The sequence below is a fragment of the Micromonospora sp. NPDC004540 genome (assembly GCF_040610095.1).
In the GTDB taxonomy this organism is placed as follows: domain Bacteria; phylum Actinomycetota; class Actinomycetes; order Mycobacteriales; family Micromonosporaceae; genus Micromonospora.
The window spans coordinates 1-20,270 of the sequence record NZ_JBEXLR010000017.1; the positions used below are offsets into that span (position 1 = coordinate 1).

Here is a 20,270-nt window from a genome sequence, read left to right on the forward strand (position 1 = left end):
CGCGGCGAGCAGGGGCCGGCCGAGCGCGCTGGCGACCGCGGCGGCGAGCGCGGTGGCGGCGCTGACCGAACCGGCGATCCGGATCAGCTCCAGCGAGGCCGCCGCGCCAGGCCGGCCCGGCCGGGCACCCCGACGCCGACCGGGCGCCGGAGGCCGCGGCCGCCGGCTGGGCGCCACAGAGCGCGGACAGCGACTGGGCATCGCCCGGCGGGAACGCCGACTGGACCGTGCACGGCGGACCCGACGACCGGACGGCCCCGGCCGGGGACGCCGGGTGGGCGCCGCACGGCGGGGACGCCGACTGGACGCCGCAGGGCGGACCGGCCGGTCACGGTGGCTGGGGGCCGCCGGCCGGTCCCGGCCCGGAGGCCGGCTGGGCCGGGGGCACGGCCGCCACCGCCACCCTGCCCGGGCCGCCGCCGGAGGGGGTGCGGATCGAGCCGCGTACCCGGCCCGGCGCCGGTGGCGCCGATCAGCCGCCGCCTCCGCCGGTCGCGCCGACCCCGACGCCGCCCGGTGGTTCCCCGCGGCGCTGGCGGATCGCCGTCGCCACGGCCCTCGTGCTCGCCGTCGCGGGCGGCGGTGTCGCCGTGGCGGCCCTCCGTCCCGACGAGACCCGGCAGGCCGGCGAGGCGACGCCGACCGGCGGGCCGGCGCTGTCGGCCGGCCCGAGCGGCGCGGCCTCGCCCGGCGCCGCGACCCCGAGCGCCGAACAGGGCCTCGGCGGCAAGCCGGCCGTGTCGCCGTCGACCTCCGCCGGCTCCGTCCCGGGCTTCGCCGGCACCCGGCTGACCCTCCCCGGCGCGTCGATCGGCGTGCAGAACGGGGAGACCTTCGGCCAGGCACTGAGCCGCTCCGACCGGACCTTCGGCAAGCTGCGGATGGCCCGGGTCTTCTTCCCCGGACTCCCGCCGGCGTGGAACGGCAGCCGGGCCGACGTGGTGGACCGGACCGTGGTGGTCTCCTTCAAGGCCTCCCCGCAGGAGATCAACTCCGGCAAGCACGACTCCCGGCTCGCCTCGTGGTTCGCCTCGATCCCGCGCGAGCACAACGTGTACTGGTCGTACTTCCACGAGCCGGAGGACGACGTCGAGCGCGGCGCCTTCACCACGGCGGCGTACCGGACGGCCTGGAAGCGGGTCGCCGGGCTGGCGAACCGGGCGAACAACCCCAAGCTGATCAACACGCTGATCCTGATGTGCTGGACGCTCGACCCCAAGTCCGGGCGCAGCTTCGACGCCTTCTACCCCGGCGGCGACGTGATCGAGACGCTCGGGTGGGACTGCTACAACTGGGGCGCCAAGTGGAAGCGGTACGCCTCGCCGCAGGAGATCTACGGCGAGATGATCAGCAAGTCCAAGGCGCTGGGCAAGCCGTGGGGCGTCGCCGAGACCGGCAGTGACCTGGTGCCGGGCGACTCCGGCAGCGGCCGGGCGACCTGGATCCGCTCGATGACCGGCTTCCTCAACGGCCAGCGGCCGGAGTTCGTGGCCTACTACAACCAGGTGGTCAGCCAGGGCGACTTCCGGCTGCTCGACCAGCCGAGCATCCAGGCGTGGAAGTCCTTCTGCGTGGCCTGACCCCACGCACGGAGACGGGCGGGCGACCGGCTGGTCGCCCGCCCGTCGCGCGTACGGCTCAGATGCCCCGGCCGCGCTTGTGCAGCGTGCGCAGCACCCGGTCGGCCTGCACGGCGCGGCTCGCCACGGCCAGCGCCAGGTAGGCGCGCGGCTCCCGCGGGTTGCGGGCCAGGGTGCGCCGGGCCCAGCGCACCGCGTCCCGCCGGTTGCCCATGGCCGCCTGGGCGAAGGCGATCTGCCCGGCCACCCGGGCCTCGCCGTGCGGCACCGTGGCGAACTCGGGGTAGCGGCGCAGCAGCCACTGCAACGCGGTCGAGATGGTCTCCCAGCGCTGCGCGAAGTAGGACCGCTTGTGCCAGCGGACCAGCACGTACGGGCTCTCCACGTTGACCAGCGGGGCGTACCGGGCGGCCCGGAGCAGGAACTCGTAGTCCTCCGCGTAGCTGCCCGGGATCTGCTCGTCGACCAGCCCGATCGCGTCGAGCAGGGCGGCCCGGCGGATGAGGAACGTGGACGGGTGCAGCTCGGTGAGCCGGTCGCGGAGCAGCGCCTCCAGCGACACCCGGGACCGGTCCAGCGAGCGGTCCACCGTGCGGTCGTCGTAGCTGACCCGGATGCCGCAGCTGACCAGCGCGCCGTCCGGGTGCACGTCGAGCGCGCCGAGCTGGGCGGCGAGCTTGCCCGGCAGCCACTCGTCGTCGTCGTCGCAGAACGCGACCAGGTCGCCGGTGGCCGCCTCGATGCCGGTGTTGCGCGCCCCGGCCAGCCCCGGGCTGCGGGTGTTGGTGATGACCCGGACCCGCCGGTCGCCCCGGTCCAGCTCCAGCGACCGGTCCGGCTCGGACTGGTCGTAGACCACGACGGCCTCGATCAGGCCGGGGTGCGCCTGGCTGAGGATCGCGTCGAGCGCCGCGCGCAGCAGCTCCGGACGGTCCCGCGTCGGTACGACGACCGAGATGCTCGGCCCACTCATGCTTTCTCCACGGACTCGTCGGATCCCCGCTGGCCCAGGTAGCCGTAGCGGACTCGGAAGGGGAGCGTGGCCAGGCTGACCACGGCCCGGCTGCGGCGCGGCAGGCGGCTCCGCCACGCCTCGTCGCGCCGCACGGTCAACGGCCCACCACTGAACCGCAGCGGGTTGCCGGCGATGCTGTGCGCCCGGAAGGGGGCGGCGGGAGGATCGGTGAGGACGCGCAGCGCCTCCGGGTCGTCCGGCAGGTCGGCGAACTCGCGCAGCCGGCGGACCGTGCCGGCCGGGTCGGCGGTGAAGTCCTCGTAGCGCAGCCGGAGCACCTGCGCCCGGGTGGCGAGCAGGTGGAACGCGGCGTTCTGCGCGGTCCACAGCTTGCTCACCTCGAACGGCGAGAAGGTCGGCATGAAGTCCTCGCCGTCGACCACCTCGGGCCGGCGCACCTGCTTGCCCCAGGAGTAGGCCACCGCCCGGCTGTCCCGGACCAGGTGCAGCACCCGCAGGTCGAGCCCCTCGGCCCAGCGCAGCGCGAAGGCGAGCGAGGCGTGCTTGCTGGAGTCGACCACCACCCGGGCGCCGGTCGCCGCCAGGGCGGCCCGGTAGATGCGGGTGTAGAGGTCGGCGTAGCGGCGGACGTCGGCGAGCTGTTCCGCGGAGAGCGAGTTCTTCGCCAGCCGGGGGATGTGCCGGGTGCGGTCGACCCGGTCCTTGAGCGCCAGCACGTCGTCCCGGTCGACGGCGGACCAGCCGCCGAAGGCCTGCTCGCCCACCTGCTGCCAGAACGGGCAGGCGGTGAAGCGTTCGCCGCAGCCGCACCGCTCGTCGGCGCCGAGCGCCCGCTCCCAGAGGTGCACCACCTCACCGACCGCGCACACGTCGGCACTCTGCGCCAGCAGCAGCTCAAGCAGGGTGGAGCCGCTGCGGCCCAGGCCGCCGACGAAGAGGACGCGGGGCTCGGCCGGCTCCGCGGCGCTCACCCGCGCCGCCCGCCAGCGCGCTGGCGGACCCGGCGGGCCACCAGGTTGTCGATCACCGCGCCGACCCGGGCCACCGCCTCGGCGCGCGGATCGGGCCGGCCCGGGTCGGCGGCGAGGACGAACCGGGCCGGGTCGGCCAGCCCCTCGTCGAGGGCGCCGACCAGTTCGGCCTCGGACTCGCAGAGCCGGACCATGCCGGCCGCGCCCAGTCGCCGGGCGAAGAGCTGCTGGTGGTTGTCGACGTGCTCGTCGTGGATCGGGTCGCGGGGCACCACGATCGGCAGGTGGCCGGTGCGCCGGGCCTCGGTGATGGTGGCCGGGCCGCCGTGGCTCACCACGAGGGTGGCCTCGGCCATCGCCCGCTGGAGCTCCTCGTGGCCGAGGAACGGGGTGGCCTCGGGCAGCGCCGGGGTGCGGCTGTGGCCGTACTGCAGGACGAGCCGGACGCCGGGCCGGTCGGCGTGCCAGCGCTCCAGCCAGCCCACCAGCCGGTCGAACCGGTGCACGTCGGTGCCGACGACGACCAGCACGAACGGCGCCCGCCGGCCGTCGCGCTGCCGGGGCAACTCAACGCTCACAGCAGGTTCCCCACGACGGTCGCCTCCGGGTACATGCGGCGCTGCTCCTCCCACTGCACGAGCATCGCGGAGAGGAAGGGGCGGCAGAGCCGGGCGGTCAGGGTCGCGCTGTCGATGCGGTCGTAGACCTCGATGTAGACCGTCGGGATCCGGCGCAGCCGGGCGGCGACCACGAACGGCAGGGCGACCCCGGCGCCGGTGGTGACCACGGCGTCGACCCGGCGCCGGCGGATGACCTTCAGCGCGAGGAAGGCGTTGCGGACCAGGTTGCGGACGTTGCGCGTGGTGGGGTGGTGGGCCCAGACCACGTCCTCGCCGGCGAGCAGCGAGCGGGCGTCCGGGGTGTCGAAGGTGACCCACGCCCGACGGCGCCCCTGGTACCACGGCTCCAGCGCCAGGAGCTGGGCGAGATGCCCACCACTGGAGCCGACCAGCAGGACCTCACCCGAGCCATCGATTGACCCGCTCACAGAACGTCCCTCCCGTACGCCGCGACCGCGCCCGGATTTTCGTGAGTGACCGTCGGGCGCGTCATGACAACCTACTGGCGCGGGGGTGGACAACTGAAGGGGGCCGTTGGATGGATCCCGCCCACGGGTCGGATCACCCGGGAATCCCGTCACCGGGATCCAGCCGGGCGCGCGACAGCCGAGGTCAGCCGGGGTACGAGCGGCATGACGGGCCGGGCCGACCGCACCGGGGGTCATGTGTCAGGATCTCGTCACCGCTCCGCACGAGGATCGACGGCGACGTCGATCCCGGGGGCAGGTCGGGCCCCACGCCGGGAAACCCGCCGAATGGCCAGCGCCGATCGGCCATATCTACGCGGGCTGCCTACACGTGGGCAGGCTTACCGGAACGGGAGCAGACTTTCCCTCATCGTTCGGATCGGGGACACTCAAGGTCACGGTCAGGTCCAGCTGTGCCGTGGACTGCCCGGCTCGGTCGAAAGGGAGCGACAGACTCTGATGCCCTCACCCCGTTTGGCCGAGAGCGACTCCGACGGTCTTGCCCTCATGGCCTACCTGGGCTGGCTGCGCCGCCGTTGGTGGATCCTGCTCCTCGCCGCGGTCCTCGGCCTGGCCGGCGGCCTGGCGGTGAGCCAGCTGCAGCACGCGCGCTACACGTCGAGCACCTCGCTGCTGGTCCGCCCGCTCAGCGCCGGCGCGGAGAGCAACCCCAACGCCAAGGTGAACCTCGACACCGAGGCGCAGGTGGTCCGTTCGCTGGTCGTGGCCGAGCGGGCCAAGGGCCTCATGAAGGTCGGCACCGGGTCCGACCAGCTGGTGAAGTCGGTGACCGTCACCGTCCCGCCGAACAGCCAGATCCTCCAGGTGGCCTACGAGGCCGACAGCCCCGCCCAGGCGCAGTCCGGGTCGCACGCCTTCGCGCAGGCCTACCTCGACCTGCGCAAGGCCACCGCGCAGAAGGCGCTGGAGAACGAGACCACCGCGCTCAAGCAGCAGATCGCCGACGTCAACAAGCAGCTCAGCGCGGTCGCCGGGCGGATCGCCGCGGCGCCGGCCAACAGCCCCGAGCGGGAGCGTGCCGAGGCCGACCGCAACGTGCTGACCAACCAGCTCACGTCGCTGAACAACCGGCTCAGCCCGCTGCTCTCCGCCGAGAGCGATCCGGGCGAGATCATCTCGGACGCCCGGCTGCCGGAGAGCCCCAGCTCGCCGAACCGGACCTTGAACCTGGCCAGCGGCATGGGCGCCGGCCTGCTGCTCGGCATCGTGCTGGCGCTGGTGCTGGACCGGCTCGACACCCGCATCCGCCGCGGGCGGGACATCTCCGACCGGGTCGGCCTGCCGCTGCTGCTGGAGCTGCCGGCGCGTACCCCCTCGCTGGCCGTGCTGCCGGCCACCCACAAGATCTCCCGCGAGCTGGGCCGGCTGCGCAACGTGCTGCTCTCCGCGGTGCCCGAGCCGGCGCAGGCCGGTCGCGGGCGTCAACTGCTGCTCTGCGACGGCTCGGCCGGCTCCGCCGCCGGGTTCGTGGCGGCCAACCTGGCCGCGGCGTACGCCCGCACCGGCCAGCAGGTCGCGCTGATCACCACCAAGCCCGACTCAGCGCTGAGCAGCATCACCGGCGTGGCCGAGGGGCGGCACAGCCTCGCCTCGGTGCTCCGCCGCGACGTGCCGGCGCTCAAGGCGCTGGCCCCGCTGCCGGGTCTCGGCCAGCTCCGGGTGCTCGTCCCGGGCGACCTGGACGCCGAGATCGAGCTGCCGGTGTCCGGCCTGCTGGAGATCCTGCACGAGCTGTCCGCGCGCTTCGACCACGTGCTGATCGAGACCGCCCAGCCGACCCTCGCCGTGGAGGCCCAGGCGCTGGGCCGGCACGTCGACGCGGTGATCGTGGTGGCCGAGACCGGGCGGACCCGCAGCGGCGAGATCACCGCCGCGCTCCAGCAGTTCGAGCAGGTCAACGCCCCGGTGATCGGCGCCGTGCTGGCCCCGCGCCTGCCCGCCCCGGCCCCCGCCACCAACCGCCCGGCGGCCCCGGCCAACCGGCCCAAGCCCCGGCCGGGCCCCGGCCAGTCCGCCGAGTCCACCATGGTGCTGCCGCGGATGCACCCGTCCGAGTCCGGCGCCTCCGCCGGGACGGCGAAGCCGCCCGCACCGGGCAAGGCGTCGGTCAAGCCGCCGGTGCCGGGCAAGCCGATGCCGGTCAACGGCAGCGGTGGCACCTACCGGTCCCGGGGCGACGGCGACGGCCGCAGCTACGCCCTCGACTCGGGCGAGGACCTGGGGTGAACCGCCGGCAGATGCTCCGCTCCGCCCTCGCCCCGGCCCTCCTCGTCGGCCTCGGCACGGCGTGCAGCGAGCCCCAGTCCAGCACGGGCAGCGTCGACGTGGTCGACCCGGGCAACGCCCCGGCGACGCCCGCGCCGAGCCCGACCCCGAGCCTGCCGGCCGGCCCGCTGACCGGCGCGCCGGTGAGCGCGGCGCCGCTGGCCGGCCGGCAGGCGGTCGCCGTGCCGCTGCGGGTCGGCCCGTCGACCACCCCGGCCGGGCTGGACGCGGCTGACCTGGTCTACGCCGAGTTCGCCGAGTCCGACACGCTGCACCTGACCGCGGTGTTCCAGTCCCGCGACGCCGCCAAGGTCGGCCCGGTCACCGAGATCCGCCCGGTCGACATCCGGTCGGTCGCCGTGCTGCGTCCGTTCGTCGGCTACGCCGGCGGCCCCACCGGCTTCCTCACCCAGTTCGAGAAGTCCGGGCTGGCCGGGGTCACCCCCGACGACGGCGACGCCATCGACGACGGCTACACCTCGACGGCCGCGCTGCTCAAGGCCGCCCCGAAGGGCGGCCAGCCGCCCACGCCGGCCCTCGACCACGCCACCGACGGCGCCGCGCTGGCCGGGCGGGACCTCGTCCCGGCCACCGAACTGTCGGTCGGCGTCTCCGGCGGCCCGCCGATGGTCTGGCGGTACGACCAGCAGAAGTCGCTGTGGGTGGGCAAGGTGGGCACCGCCACGGTGACCGCCGCCTCGGTGATCGTGCTGACCATGGAATACCGCACGCTCGACGTGCGGAACCCGTCGCCGCGGTCGCTGCCGTCCGCGAACGTCTTCGGCGAGGGCGCGGTGGTCGCGGTCTCCGGGCCGACCAGCGCGAAGGGCCGGTGGCGCAAGCCGGGCCTGGGGATGGTCTGCACCATCGCCGACAACGGCGGCGACCTCATGCACCCGCAGCCCGGCAACGCCTGGGTCATCTACGCGCCGACCACCGCCAAGGTCAGCGTGAAATGAGCACCGTCACCCCGCCCCGCCCGGCGCGCGGGTCGGCCCCGTTCGGCGCGGCGGTCCCGCCGCCCGCCGGGACCCGGCTCGCGCCGGTCGTGGTGCGGCCGAAGGGCTGGTCACTGCGGTTGCCCACGGCGTGGCCGCTGATCGCGCTCTTCGTGCTCTACCCGCTGTGGTGGGCGCTCGGGGTGTCCAGCTTCGTCTTCGTCATCTTCGCGCTGCCGATGCTGGTGCAGTTGCGCCGCCGGAGCCCGGTCCGGGTGCCGCCCGGCTTCGGGATCTGGCTGCTGCTGCTGCTCTGGGTGGTCCTCTCCGCCGCGATGCTCGGCCTCACCGCGCCCAACACCCTTCCGCCGGGCGGCGGCGGCCGGTACATCGGCTGGGCCATCCGGCTGGCCAACTACGTCGCCATGACCGTGGTCATGCTCTACGTCTACAACCTCAGCGAGCGGGAGCTGTCCCGGCGCCGCATGGTCCGGCTCTTCGGGTTCATGGGCGTGGTCGTGGTGATCGGCGGCTGGCTCGGCTCGCTCTTCCCGACCTTCGGGTTCATCGCGCCGCTCCGGTTCATCCTGCCGCACTCGATCGCCAGCCAGCCCTTCGTCGCCTCGCTGATGGACGTCAAGTTCGCCCAGGTCCAGCAGGTGCTGGAGGGCGAGGCCAGCTCGCCGCGGCCGTCCGCGCCGTTCGCCTACACGAACTCGTGGGGCGAGAACACGGCGATCCTGCTCATCTGGCTGATCGTCGGCTGGGTGGTGCTGGGCAAGCCGCTGCGCCGGGTGGCCGGCGTGGCGATCGCGCTGGCCGCGATCTTCCCGATCATCTACTCGCTCAACCGCGGCCTCTGGATCGGCCTCGGCATCTCCGCGGTCTACGTGGCGGTCCGGCTCGCCCTGCGCGGCCGGATGGTGGTGCTCGGCGGGCTCGCCCTGGCGATCGGGCTGATCGGGGTGCTGATCGTCGCCACACCCCTGAGCCGCACCTTCGACGAGCGATTGCAGAACGGGCACAGCGACGACATCCGCACCACCCTCTCCGAGGGCGCGGTCGCCGCGGCCAACCACTCGCCGGTGCTCGGCTACGGCGGCAACCGGGCGTTGATCGGCAGCAACCGGTCGATCGCCATCGGCAAGTCCGACGACTGCAAGCAGTGCGGCAACCGGGAGCTGGGCAGCAACGGCCAGCTCTGGGCGCTGCTGGTCGGCCAGGGCTACGTCGGCGCCATCGCCTACAACGGCTTCTTCCTCTTCTGCCTCTGGCGCTACCGGCGCGACCACAGCGCCATCGGGATCGCCGGCAGTCTCGTGCTCATCCTCATGCTCTTCTTCCAGTTCACCTACGGGGCACTGGAAGCCACCCTCGCCTACGGCCTGATCTCGGTCGCCCTGCTCGCCCGCAACGACCGGCTCCGCCGGGCGCTCGCGCCGGCGCCACCTCAGGGCACCGTGGCCGGGCTGCGGGCCCGACTGGAAGCAGCCGGTAATCACTGATGGTGTTCCGCGTACCTCCGGACGGCGACGGCCGCTCGGCCTACCTCGGTGAGCTGGCCGGGCTGATCTGGCCCGAGCCGGCCGAACCCGCCCTGCGCAAGGGGGGCGGTGGCTGGGTGGTGGTGCCCTCGGCGTCCCGCCCCCGGCTGCTGGTGCCCACCGGCTCCGGCCGGGCCGCGGCGAGCGCGGTCCGGCACTCGACCGAGGCGGTCGGCCGCAAGGCCAGGCTGGTCCGGCAGGGGCTGGCCACCGCGTTCCGGCTCGGGCTGGGGCCGCTGGTCTTCCGCGACCGCCTGGTGGTGACCGGCGGCGGGCTGGACGCGTACCTGGCCGAGGTGCTGGGCGAGCCTGCGCTGGTCAGCCTGCACATCGGGCCGGCCCGGGCGAACCGCAAGCCGGTGCTGCAACTGCTCGCCCCGGACGGCCGGGCCCTCGGCTACGCCAAGCTCGGCGTCGACCCGCTGACCCGCGCCCTGGTCGACGTGGAGGCCGCCGCGCTGCGCCGGCTGGCCGACCTGCCGCTCGGCCCGGTCACCGTGGCCGGGGTACGCCACCACGGCGACTGGCACGGGCACGCGCTGCTGGTGCAGGAGGCGCTGCCGGTGCGGCTGCCCCGGGCCACCCCGGCCGCCGCCGGGGTGGCCGAGCGGGCGGCCATGGTGGCGGTCGCCGGCTGTCTCGGCGTACGCCGGCGGTCGTGGGCGGGGAGCGAACACGCGGCCCGGCTGGCCCACGCGGTGGACGCGCTCGGCGCGCGACCGGAGGCCGGGCGGCTGCGCGCGGTGCTCAAGACGGTCGCGGACGTGGACCCGACGGTGGCCTTCGGCACCTGGCACGGCGACTGGAACGGCGGCAACGCCGCGGTGCTGGCCGACGGCCGGGTGCTGGTCTGGGACTGGGAGCGGTTCGAGGCGGACGTGCCGGTCGGCTACGACGCGCTGCACCGGGCGGTGCAGACCGCCATCGGCAACGACGGGGTGGAGCCGACCGAGGCCGCGCGGGCACTGATCGCCGGGGCGGACCGCACGCTCGCGCCGTTCGACTCCGAGGGCCGGAGCGCCGACCTGGTCGCCGTGCTCTACCTGGTGGAGCTGGCGGCACGCTATCTGCGGGACCGGCAGGCGGAGGCGGGTGCGCGACTGGGGCACGTCGACGCCTGGCTGCTGCCCGCCGTGGAGGAGCACCTGGCCCGTCGGGCCGGGTGAAAGTGAGGAGTGGGGACGTGACGGTGGCCAAGGAGCAGGCGCTCCGCGCGGTGAAGTCGGTGAGCCGGACGGTCGGTCGGTTGACCGCCGGGTCGCGGATGGTGCCGGGATTCCTGATCGTGGGGGCGCAGCGCTGCGGCACCACCTCGCTGTTCAAGACGCTCTCCCAGCACCCCGGGGTGCTGCCGCCCGCCTACCACAAGGGCGTGCACTACTTCGACATGGACTACCGCCGGGGGATGAACTGGTACCTCGGGCACTTTCCCACCACCGCGAAGGCGGAGGCGGTGAAGGAGCAGGTCGGCGTCCGCGGGATCACCGGCGAGTCGAGCCCTTACTACATGTTCCACCCGCTGGCCGGGCGGCGGATCGCCAGGGACCTGCCCGGGGTGAAGCTGCTGGTGCTGCTCCGCGACCCGGTGGAGCGGGCATACTCGGCGCACTCGCACGAGCTGGCCCGGGGCTACGAGACGGAGCCGGACTTCGAGCGGGCGCTGGCGCTGGAGGAGGAGCGGACGGCGGGCGAGCGGGAGCGGATGACCGCCGACCCGACGTACGCCAGCCACCACCTGCAGCACAACGCGTACCTGGCCCGGGGGCGGTACATCGAGCAGGTGGAGCGGCTGGAGGCGCTGGTCGGCCGCGACCGGCTGCACGTGATCGACAGCGACGACTTCTTCGCCGACCCGCGGCCCTCCTTCGACGCGGTCTGCGACTTCCTCGGCCTGCCCCGGTGGGCGGACATCGCCTTCGGCAAGCACAACTCGCGGTCCCGCTCGCCGATGTCGCCCGAGCTGCGGGCCCGGCTGGAGGACCACTTCGCCCCGTACGACGAGCGGCTGGCCACCTGGTGGGGACGCGTGCCGTCGTGGCGGCGGTGACCCGGGCGGACGCCGGCGGCACCCCGACGCTCACCGCACCGGCCGGCGGGCCCGGCGCGGGCCTGGGCGGCGCGGCGCGGCAGGGCTTCGCCAACCTGGTCGGGGTGGGCCTGGCCGCGGTGGCCGGCTTCGGGCTGAACATCGTCATCGCGCGGGGCTGGTCGGTCCGCGAGGCCGGCATGTTCTTCGCGGCCACCAGCGCCTTCATGATCGCCGCCTCGGCGGCCCGGCTCGGGACCGACGTGGGGACCGTCTACTTCGTCAGCCGGCACCGGACCCTCGACCAGCGGGACCGGATCCGCGGCACGATCCTGGCCGGGCTGCTGCCGGTGCTGGCGGTCGGCGCGCTGCTCGGCCTGGCCGGCTGGCTGGCCGCCCCGGCGCTGGCCGAGGCGACCATGCCGGAGGCCGGCCCGGGCGGGGTGACCGCGCTGCGCATCCTGCTGGCCTTCGTGCCGCTGGCCGCGCTGAACGACTACGCGCTCGCCGCCTGCCGCGGCTTCGGCCAGATGCGGCCGCTGCTCACCGTGGAACGGCTCGGCCGCACCCTGGTGCAGTTCCTGGCCGTGGCGGTGGCCGCCTGGCTCGGACTCTCCGCCACCGTCGCGCTACCGCTGGCCTGGGTGGTGCCCTACCTGCTCGCCGCGGCGGTCGCGCTGGCCTGGCTGGGCCGACTGGTCCGCCGGGCCGGCCGGCACGTGACCCGGCCGGTGCCGGCGGGCGAGCTGGTCGGGCCGTTCTGGCGGTTCACCGGGCCCCGCGCGGTCAGCAGCCTGGCCGCGATCGTGGTGCAGCGCCTGGACATCGTGCTGCTCAGCGCCCTGCGCGGGCCGGCCGACGCGGCGATCTACACGGCGGCGACCCGGTTCCTGGCGCTCGGCCAGCTCTCCAGCGTCGCGCTCTCCAGCTCGGTGCAGCACCGGCTGGCCGCCGCCTTCGCCCGCGACGACCGGGCCGAGGCGCGGCAGCTCTACCAGGCCGCCACCGGGTGGCTGGTGCTGCTCTCCTGGCCGGCCTACCTGATCTTCGCGGCGTTCGCCACGCCGATGCTGGCGCTGTTCGGCTCCGGCTACGGCGGCGGTCGCCGGGTGGTCGTGCTGCTCGCGCTGACCATGCTGGTGGCCACCGGCTGCGGCATGGTCGACATGGTGCTGAACATGGCCGGCCGGACCGCCTGGACCTTCTACAACGCGATGGCCGGCACGGTGCTCAACGTGGCGGCCAACCTCCTGCTCATCCCGCGCTACGGCATCCTCGGCGCCGCCCTGGCCTGGACCGTCTCCATCCTGGTCACCAACCTGGTGCCGCTGGCCCAGCTCTGGTGGTCGATGCGGCTGCACCCGTTCGGGGCCGGCACCCGGGCCGCGATGGCGCTGGCCGTCGCCGCGTTCGGCCTGCCGCTCGGGGCGGCCCGCCTGCTCGACGCCCCGGTGCCGGTGCTCGCCCTGGTGGCGGCCGGCGGCGCGGCGGCGTACCTGGCCGGCGCCTGGCGCTGGCGGACCACCCTGCACCTCGACGCGCTGCGCGCGCTGCGGCGGGGCCGCAACCGCGCCGGCGCGAACCCGGCCGCCCAGTCCTGACCCGTTCCTGCGTACCGATGGGACCCCGATGACCAGCAGCACGCCCCTCTCCCCGCACTCCGGCCTGTCGACCGTGAAGGCCGCGAAGCTCGCCGCCGTCGGTCTGCTGGCCGACCGGAAGGAACGCCGGGAGCTGGAGCGGCCGGTGGAGGCCGCCAACCGCAGGCTCAGCCTGAAGGTCGAGCGGCCGATCTTCATCCTCGGCGCGCCCCGCTCCGGCACCACGTTCCTGGGCAGCTGCGTGGGCGCCCTGCCGGACGTCTCCTACCACTTCGAGCCCCGGCTCACCAAGGCCGTGGCCCGCTGCGTGTACGAGGGGAGCTGGACCCCGCAGCGGGCGGCCCGCTACTTCCGCGGCTACTACGGCGCGCTGCTCGCCGCCTCCGGCCACGGCGGGCTGCGGTTCGCCGAGAAGGACCCGGAGAACTGCTTCATCGTGCCGTTCCTGACCGAGGTCTTCCCGGACGCGGTCTTCCTGCACGTCTACCGGGACGGCCGGGACGTGGCGGTGTCGCACGCGGAGCAGCCGTGGCTGAACGCCGCCTCGACGGGCACCGGCCGGAGCGGCCGGGGCGGCACGCCGTGGGGCGCCGCGCCCCGGTTCTGGGTGGAGCCGGAGCGGCGCGAGGAGTTCAGCCGGGTCTCCGACCTGGGTCGCTCGGCCTGGATGTGGCGCCGCTTCACCAGCAGCGCGCTGGCCCAACTCGCCGACCTGCCGGCGGAGCGGGTCCGGCACCTCCGCTACGAGGACATCGTGAGCCGCCCGGCCGAGGCGGCCGAGGTGGTCGCCGACTTCCTGGAGGTCGGCGACCCGGCGGGGCGGGAGGCGCTGCACGCCCGGTTCGCCAAGGCACGGCCGAACTCGGTCGGTCGCTGGCGGCAGCGACTGGCCGAACAGGACCTCGCCGACGTGCTCGCCGAGGCTGGGCCGCTGCTCAGGGAGCTCGGCTACACCGTGTGAGGGCCGTCGCGCCGGTAGAGTGCCAGGGGTCGCCCGCCCGTCCCGGCGCGCCGCCCCGCTGACGCGGGGCCGCCGGGGCCGACGACCGTGGGGCCGGCGACCATCCTGGGGAGAGGTTGCGGTGGTACGACGGTTACGACGGACGATGGCGGCCGTGTTCGCCCTGGCCTGTCTCGTTCCGACGCTGACGGCCTGTGACTTCGGCTCGACCGACGGGCCGAAGGGTGGCACGACGGCGGCGGCGCCGCCCCCGCCCACGGTGACGCCCCGGACCGCCCCGGTCCGGACCACCGGGCGCGGGCCGGAGCTGCCGGAGAAGGGCGCCTGGGTGGGCGCCTGGGTCAAGCCGCAGTTCCACAACGCCACCGGGCGGGCGGCCGCGTTCGACCAGTTCAACCGGGCGGCCGGCGGCGAGCTGACCATCGCGCACATGTTCCACGAGTGGAACGAGGCGTTCCCGGGCGCCACCGAGCGGGCCTTCCAGTCCCAGGGGAAGCTCCAGATGATCTCCTGGCAGGGCACCGACACCCGGTCGACGGTCAGCGGCGTCTACGACTCGCTGATCCGGCAGCGGGCCGCGGACGTCAAGGAGTTCGGGGTGCCGGTGCTGCTGCGCTACCGGTGGGAGATGGACCGGCCGAACCTGGCCGCCAGCATGCACTCCCCGGAGGACTACGTCGCCGCCTGGAAGCACGTCCGGGCCATCTTCACCGAGGTCGGCGTCACCAACGCGGCCTGGGTGTGGTGCCCGCACGCGGACGGCTTCGCCGAGGCCGACCGGGACGCCGCCGCCTACTATCCCGGCGACGACCAGGTCGACTGGCTCTGCGCCGACGTCTACCCGGGCCCGGAGTGGAACAGCTTCACCGACCGGATGGACCACTTCATGGCCTTCGCCCAGAAGCACCCGCGGCCGGTGGTGATCGGCGAGTTCGGGCTCACCCAGGAGGGCCGACCGGGGCAGCGGGCCGACTGGATGCGCGAGGTCGGGCCCTACCTGAAGAAGCACCCGCAGATCAAGGCGGCCGTCTACTTCGCCGCCCGGCAGACCACGAAGCCGTTGTACGACAGCACCTTCGGCAACGACCCGGAGAGCGAGGCGGTGTTCCGCGAGATGGCCACCGACCCGTACTTCAACCCCCCGCCGCCGGATCTCAGCGTCTCCTCGGCGCCACCCTCCGTACCGGGTCGATGATCTTCCCTCGTCTTTTCGTGTGACCTGGGGCGTTTGCTCGGTCAAAAAGGCCGATCCCGGGTGGACGGGCGACGGCCGGATGCGAGAAGGTATTGCTCTCTCGTCTGCGGTCGGCCGAGCGGCGCCCCACCTCGCACCGACATCGGCCACGACCGCAGCGCCTCCGACGTTTCCCCCGGAGTAGCCTGTGGCTTCCTCGATACTGAGACACCGCTCGGTGTCCGCCCTCGGCGCCGCCGTGCTCGGCATCGCCACCCTCTTCACCCCCGTGCCGGCGCTCGCCGCGCCCGCCCCCGACCACACAACGCTGGTCAGCGAGGTGCCGACGGACAAGACGCCGAACATCAACGACGGCAACGTCGTGGCCGTCTACGACGCCGGCACCAAGGTGATCGTGGGTGGCTCGTTCACCAAGGCGCAGAACCGCGGCTCGTCGACCACCGAGGTCACCCGGAAGGGCGTGCTGGCCTTCGACAAGGCGACCGGCAAGCTCGACGAGGCCTTCGCCCCGGTGCTCGACGGCGAGGTGACGGCGATCATCGCCGGGCCGACTCCCGGCACCGTCTACCTGGCCGGCACCTTCAACCAGGTGAACGGCACCAACTTCCGGAAGATCGCCCTGCTCAACGTCGCGGACGGCACGCCGGTCGCCGGCTTCAAGGGCCCGGCGTTCAACGGCACGGTGAGCGACATCGCCCTGGTCGACGGGCGGCTCCTGGTGGGCGGCATCTTCACCACGGTGACCGCGACGACCACCCGCAACGGGCTGGCCTCGCTGAACCCGACCACCGGCGCGGTGACCGACTACCTCACCGTGGCGCTGACCGAGCACCACAACTGGACCAGCACCAACGGCGGCGCCTCGGCCGGCGTCGGCGTGGAGAAGCTGGCCGTCTCGCCGGACGGCAAGCACCTCGTGATCATCGGCAACTTCAAGAAGGCCAACGGCGTCGTCCACGACCAGATCGTGCGGATCGACCTGGGCGACACTGCGGCGACCGTCGCCGACTGGAACACCGACGGCTACTCGGGGGCCTGCAAGTACACCGCGTTCGACTCGTGGGTGCGCGACGTGCAGTTCGCCCCGAGCGGCAAGTACTTCGTCGTGGTGACCACCGGCGCCTCGTACCCGGGGACGCTCTGCGACTCGGCGGCCCGCTGGGAGACCGACGCGACCGGCGCCGGCCAGCAGCCGACCTGGACCAACTTCAGCGGCGGCGACACCTTCCTCTCCACCGGCATCAGCGAGGAGGCCGTCTACGTCGGCGGTCACTTCCGCTGGTCGAACAACCCGCTGGCCCGCGACAAGGCCGGCCCCGGCGCGGTGCCGCGGGCCAGCATCGCGGCCCTCGACCCGGCCAGCGGCCTGCCGCTGTCCTGGAACCCCGGCCGCCACCCCCGCGGCTACGGCGTCACCGAGATGCTGGTGACCCCGGAGGGCCTCTGGCTGGGCAGCGACCAGGAGTACATCGGCAACTTCGACTACCAGCGGAAGCGGCTCGCCTTCTTCCCGCTGAGCGGCGGCAACGCCCCGCACTCCACCAGCACCAAGGGCCTGCCCGGCAACGTCTACCAGGCCGGCCGCGCGGCGCAGAGCGAGGTCCTCTACCGGGTCAACGCCGGTGGTCCGGCCATCCCGGCGACCGACGGCGGCCCGGACTGGGCCGGCGACAGCGCCACGGCGCCCAGCCCGTACCACAACACCGGCAACAGCGTCTCGACCTACACGACCAACGCGACGTTCGACGCCACGGTGCCGGCGAGCACCCCGGCCACCCTGTTCAACACCGAGCGGTGGGACCAGTCGACCGCCCCGGACATGCAGTGGGACATCCCGGTCGCCGCGGGCACCCGGATCGACGTGCGGCTCTACCTGGCCAACCGCTACGGCAAGACCGGCGTGGTCGGCGCGCGCAAGTTCGACGTCAGCATCGACGGCGTGCTCAAGCTGAACGACTTCGACCCGGTGGCGAGCGCCGGCGGCACCGACCGCGGCACCATGCGGTCCTTCTCCGTAGTCAGCGACGGCGTGGTCGACATCGACTTCGGCCGCGTGCTGGAGAACCCGCTCGTCCAGGGCATCGAGATCGTGAAGACCGCGCCGACGCCGGACGCGGCGGACGTCCTCTACCGGGTGAACGCCGGTGGCGACCAGCTGGCCGCGCCGAGCGGGCCGGCGTGGGCCGCGGACACGGCGGCGGCGCCGAGCACCTACCACACCACCGGTAGCAACGTCTCGACGTACACCACCAACGCCGCGTTCGACGCGACCGTGCCGGCCGGCACCCCCGCCACGCTGTTCAACAGCGAGCGCTGGGACCTGTCGACCGCGCCGGACATGCAGTGGAACTTCCCGGTCCCGGCGGGCACCCCGGTCCAGGTGCGGCTCTACCTGGCCAACCGGTACTCGGGCACCGCCACGGCCGGCAAGCGGAAGTTCGACGTCAGCGTCGACGGCGTGCTCAAGCTGAACGACTTCGACCCGATCGCCGCCATCGGGGCCACCAACAAGGGCACCATGCGGGCCTTCGCGGTGACCAGTGACGGCAACATCGACATCGACTTCGGTCGGGTCCTGGAGAACCCGCTGGTCCAGGGCATCGAGATCGTCAAGCTCCCGCCGGTGCCGCCGGCCACCACGGTGGACAGCGTCACCAAGCGGTCGTACGACGGCGCGACCGGGGTGGGCAACGCGTCCTCGGTGGCCAACCCGGACAACACCAAGTGGTCCACGGTGAAGGGCGCGTTCTGGGTCGGCGGTGACCTGTTCTACGGCGTCAACGGCGACCTCTACAAGCGCTCGTTCGACGGCAGCGCCTTCGGCACCCCGAAGAAGCTCGACCCGTACCACGACGCCAAGTGGGACCTGGTCGTCACCGGCTCCGCGCCGGAGGGCCAGACCTACGCGGGCATGACGGTCAACTTCTCCGCCGAACTGCCGAACGTGACCGCCATGTTCTACACCGGCGGCCGCCTCTACTACACGCTGGCCGGCCAGAGCACGCTGTTCTGGCGCGGGTTCGCGCCCGACACCGGCACCGTCGGCGCCGAGCGGAACACGGTCACCGGCACCACGGCCTTCGCCGACGCGGGCGGCCTGTTCCTGGACGGCGAGACCCTCTACGTGGTCTCCCGGGCCACCGGCAACCTCTCCTCGATGGCGTGGTCGGCCGGCGCGCCGACCGGCTCCGCCACCGTGCGCAGCGGCCCGGGCGTCGACAACGTGGACTGGCGGGCCACCGCGGTCTTCGTCGGGCCCTGACCCGAGGCGGTACGACACGACGATGGCCCGGCCGGTATCGGCCGGGCCATCGCCCTTTCCGGGTTCAGACCCGGGGCGCCGTGTGCTCCCGCGCCCAGACCCGCATCAGGTCGCGTACCGAGATCACCCCGGCCACCTCCCGGCCGTCGAGCACCACCAGGTGCCGGAAGCCGCCGCGGGCCATCGCCGCGGCCGCCTCCTCCACCGTCCAGTCCGGGCCCGCGTAGACCACGTCCCAGGTCAGGTGCGCTCCGGTGCGTTCGACGTCCGGGTCGAGCCCGGCCCCGATCGCGTTGAGCACGTCGCGTTCGGTCATGATCCCGACTCCCTCGGAGTCCGGGTCGATCACGACCGCCGACCCGATCCGGCGGGCCGACATCATCCGGGCCGCCTGGCGGAGCGTGTGCTCCGGGCCGACCACGAGAACCTCACTGGACATCGCTTCCCGTACCTGCATCACGCATCACCCCTGTGGGACGGCGGCCTCGGTACGGACATGGTGGGCCATCGATGCGGAACGGGACAAGACCGGGCATCGCCACGAACGGCGCGGGATCGCTACTGTCGTGAGGTGCCCACCGAGCCCCTCCGCTGCGCCGGCGCGCTGATCGTGGACGACGACGGCCGCATCTTCATCCAGCGCCGGTCCCCCGAGCGGCGTCTCTTCCCCAACTGCTGGGACATCGTCGGCGGCCACCTCGAACCGGGCGAGGAGGTGGAGGACGCGCTGCGCCGGGAGGTCACCGAGGAGACCGGGTGGACCGTCTCGCACGTGCTCGGCCAGGTCGGCGAATACCGGTACACCGGCGACGACGGGCTGAGCCGGGTGGAGACCGACTTCCTGGTCCGGGTGGACGGCGACCTGAGCCGGCCCCGGCTGGAGGCGGGCAAGCACACCGAGTTCCGCTGGCTGGCGGAACAGGACGTCGACCTGCTCGACGAGCACCGCGACGTCAACGACGGGCTGATCCGGCGGATCGCCGAGAACGCCTTCGCCGCCCTCCGTTCGATCGGCCTGTGACGGCGACCGTTCCGGGTCGCGGCGCGCCGCGACCTCCGACGCTCCGCACCGTAGTGGCCGACGGCGTCGAGCTGCCGCCGCACCGGTTCGCGGGGCTGGTCGCCCCGGCGGTCGACCGGGCGTTCGTGGCCGGCATGCTCGCCGGCCGCGACGGTGGCGGCGCGGAGCTGAGTTCCCGGTACGGCGGGCCGGCCGCCACCGGCTTCCTGGTGGAGTTCCGCACCCGGCTGGCGGTGCCGGGCGGCACGGTGGACGCACCGGGCTTCGCGGCGGTGACCCGCTACCGCGACCCGGCCGCCTGCCAGCGGGCACTGGACAAGCAGGTCGCGTACGGGATGATCCAGCGCTTCCCGGACGGCGGCTTCTGCGCCACGGAGCGCGGGCTCGCCTTCCTGGCCGAGCTGTTCGGCGTGCACGCCGAGGTGACCGAGGAGCTGTGGGCGGGGCACGACGATCGGGTGGCCCGGCTGGTTCCGGCGCTGGGCCGGGTGCTGGCGCACGCGGTCGGGTCGGCCGAGCCCGGCGCCCTCGCGACCATGGCCCCGCCGCACGAGCCGGAGGGCACCTCGCCCGGGGTGCTGCTGCTCAACCGGCTGGGCACCCTGCGCTACCACCGGGCGGACGCGCACGCGGCGGCGTGGACCGCGGCGGGGCACACCGCGGTGAGCGTGGCCGAGCTGCCCGCGGGGCCGGAACGGCTCGCGATCGAGCAGGAGACGGACCGCCGGGCGGCCGGCCCGTGGGCCGTGCTCACCGCCGAGGAACGGCTGGAGATGCTGGCCAACCTGGCCGCCCTGCCGGGCTGAACCACGGCCGGCGGCG

Annotated in this window: 17 protein-coding genes; 12 read left to right on the forward strand and 5 right to left on the reverse strand. The window is 74.0% G+C overall.

Annotated features, from left to right (window positions below):
- Positions 1-227 precede the first annotated feature (227 nt).
- Positions 228-1,580, forward strand: coding sequence for a hypothetical protein (locus ABZV78_RS08610; RefSeq protein ID WP_355636654.1), 1,353 nt, complete (start codon positions 228-230; stop codon positions 1,578-1,580).
- Positions 1,581-1,638: 58 nt separating this feature from the next.
- On the opposite strand, the gene ABZV78_RS08615 is transcribed toward ABZV78_RS08610, so the two are convergent.
- The 4 genes from ABZV78_RS08615 to ABZV78_RS08630 are packed head-to-tail and all read right to left on the reverse strand — an operon-like array spanning position 1,639 to position 4,575.
- Entirely contained in the window at positions 1,639-2,553 is a 915-nt protein-coding gene (locus ABZV78_RS08615; protein ID WP_355636656.1) for a glycosyltransferase family 2 protein, read from the reverse strand.
- A complete protein-coding gene (locus ABZV78_RS08620; protein WP_355636658.1) occupies positions 2,550-3,527 on the reverse strand; it encodes a sulfotransferase in 978 nt (325 codons plus the stop codon). Before ABZV78_RS08620 ends, ABZV78_RS08615 begins: the two co-directional genes overlap by 4 nt.
- Positions 3,524-4,057, reverse strand: coding sequence for a glycosyltransferase (locus ABZV78_RS08625; protein ID WP_355636803.1), 534 nt, complete (start codon positions 4,055-4,057; stop codon positions 3,524-3,526). Before ABZV78_RS08625 ends, ABZV78_RS08620 begins: the two co-directional genes overlap by 4 nt.
- Before the next feature lie 44 nt (positions 4,058-4,101).
- Positions 4,102-4,575 carry a UDP-N-acetylglucosamine--LPS N-acetylglucosamine transferase gene (locus tag ABZV78_RS08630; protein ID WP_355636660.1) on the reverse strand — a complete coding sequence of 158 codons (474 nt, stop codon included), beginning with the start codon at positions 4,573-4,575 and terminating at the stop codon, positions 4,102-4,104.
- Between the two features lie 498 nt (positions 4,576-5,073).
- On the opposite strand from ABZV78_RS08630, the gene ABZV78_RS08635 reads away from it, so the two are divergent.
- The 9 genes from ABZV78_RS08635 to ABZV78_RS08675 all read left to right on the forward strand — a co-directional run bounded on the left by ABZV78_RS08635 (position 5,074) and on the right by ABZV78_RS08675 (position 18,427).
- Positions 5,074-6,861, forward strand: coding sequence for a Wzz/FepE/Etk N-terminal domain-containing protein (locus ABZV78_RS08635; RefSeq protein ID WP_355636662.1), 1,788 nt, complete (start codon positions 5,074-5,076; stop codon positions 6,859-6,861).
- Positions 6,858-7,859, forward strand: coding sequence for a DUF3048 domain-containing protein (locus ABZV78_RS08640; protein WP_355636664.1), 1,002 nt, complete (start codon positions 6,858-6,860; stop codon positions 7,857-7,859). The genes ABZV78_RS08635 and ABZV78_RS08640 overlap by 4 nt, the downstream gene beginning before the upstream one ends.
- Positions 7,856-9,343, forward strand: coding sequence for an O-antigen ligase domain-containing protein (locus ABZV78_RS08645; protein WP_355636666.1), 1,488 nt, complete (start codon positions 7,856-7,858; stop codon positions 9,341-9,343). The genes ABZV78_RS08640 and ABZV78_RS08645 overlap by 4 nt, the downstream gene beginning before the upstream one ends.
- Entirely contained in the window at positions 9,343-10,548 is a 1,206-nt protein-coding gene (locus tag ABZV78_RS08650) for a hypothetical protein (protein ID WP_355636668.1), read from the forward strand. The genes ABZV78_RS08645 and ABZV78_RS08650 overlap by 1 nt, the downstream gene beginning before the upstream one ends.
- Positions 10,549-10,565: 17 nt before the next feature.
- Positions 10,566-11,429: a sulfotransferase gene (locus ABZV78_RS08655; protein WP_355636670.1), complete on the forward strand. Its 864-nt coding sequence runs from the start codon at positions 10,566-10,568 to the stop codon at positions 11,427-11,429.
- Positions 11,399-13,009, forward strand: a complete 1,611-nt coding sequence (locus ABZV78_RS08660) for a polysaccharide biosynthesis C-terminal domain-containing protein (protein ID WP_355636672.1) — start codon at positions 11,399-11,401, stop codon at positions 13,007-13,009. The genes ABZV78_RS08655 and ABZV78_RS08660 overlap by 31 nt, the downstream gene beginning before the upstream one ends.
- 28 nt (positions 13,010-13,037) lie before the next feature.
- Positions 13,038-13,970 carry a sulfotransferase gene (locus tag ABZV78_RS08665; protein WP_355636674.1) on the forward strand — a complete coding sequence of 311 codons (933 nt, stop codon included), beginning with the start codon at positions 13,038-13,040 and terminating at the stop codon, positions 13,968-13,970.
- A 145-nt stretch (positions 13,971-14,115) separates the two neighbouring features.
- Positions 14,116-15,165 carry a glycosyl hydrolase gene (locus ABZV78_RS08670; RefSeq protein ID WP_355636676.1) on the forward strand — a complete coding sequence of 350 codons (1,050 nt, stop codon included), beginning with the start codon at positions 14,116-14,118 and terminating at the stop codon, positions 15,163-15,165.
- 217 nt (positions 15,166-15,382) lie between these two features.
- On the forward strand, positions 15,383-18,427 hold the full coding sequence (locus ABZV78_RS08675; protein WP_355636678.1) for a malectin domain-containing carbohydrate-binding protein: 3,045 nt from the start codon (positions 15,383-15,385) through the stop codon (positions 18,425-18,427).
- Positions 18,428-18,491: 64 nt separating this feature from the next.
- Here ABZV78_RS08675 and ABZV78_RS08680 read toward each other — a convergent pair whose 3' ends face one another.
- Entirely contained in the window at positions 18,492-18,884 is a 393-nt protein-coding gene (locus tag ABZV78_RS08680) for a CBS domain-containing protein (RefSeq protein ID WP_355636680.1), read from the reverse strand.
- A 114-nt stretch (positions 18,885-18,998) separates the two neighbouring features.
- On the opposite strand from ABZV78_RS08680, the gene ABZV78_RS08685 reads away from it, so the two are divergent.
- Together ABZV78_RS08685 and ABZV78_RS08690 are read left to right on the forward strand one after the other, a co-directional pair.
- The gene (locus ABZV78_RS08685) at positions 18,999-19,448 is read left to right on the forward strand and encodes an NUDIX domain-containing protein (RefSeq protein WP_355636682.1); all 450 of its coding nucleotides are present in this window, start codon (positions 18,999-19,001) and stop codon (positions 19,446-19,448) included.
- Between the two features lie 53 nt (positions 19,449-19,501).
- On the forward strand, positions 19,502-20,254 hold the full coding sequence (locus tag ABZV78_RS08690) for a hypothetical protein (protein WP_355636684.1): 753 nt from the start codon (positions 19,502-19,504) through the stop codon (positions 20,252-20,254).
- The last annotated feature ends 16 nt before the right edge of the window (positions 20,255-20,270 follow it).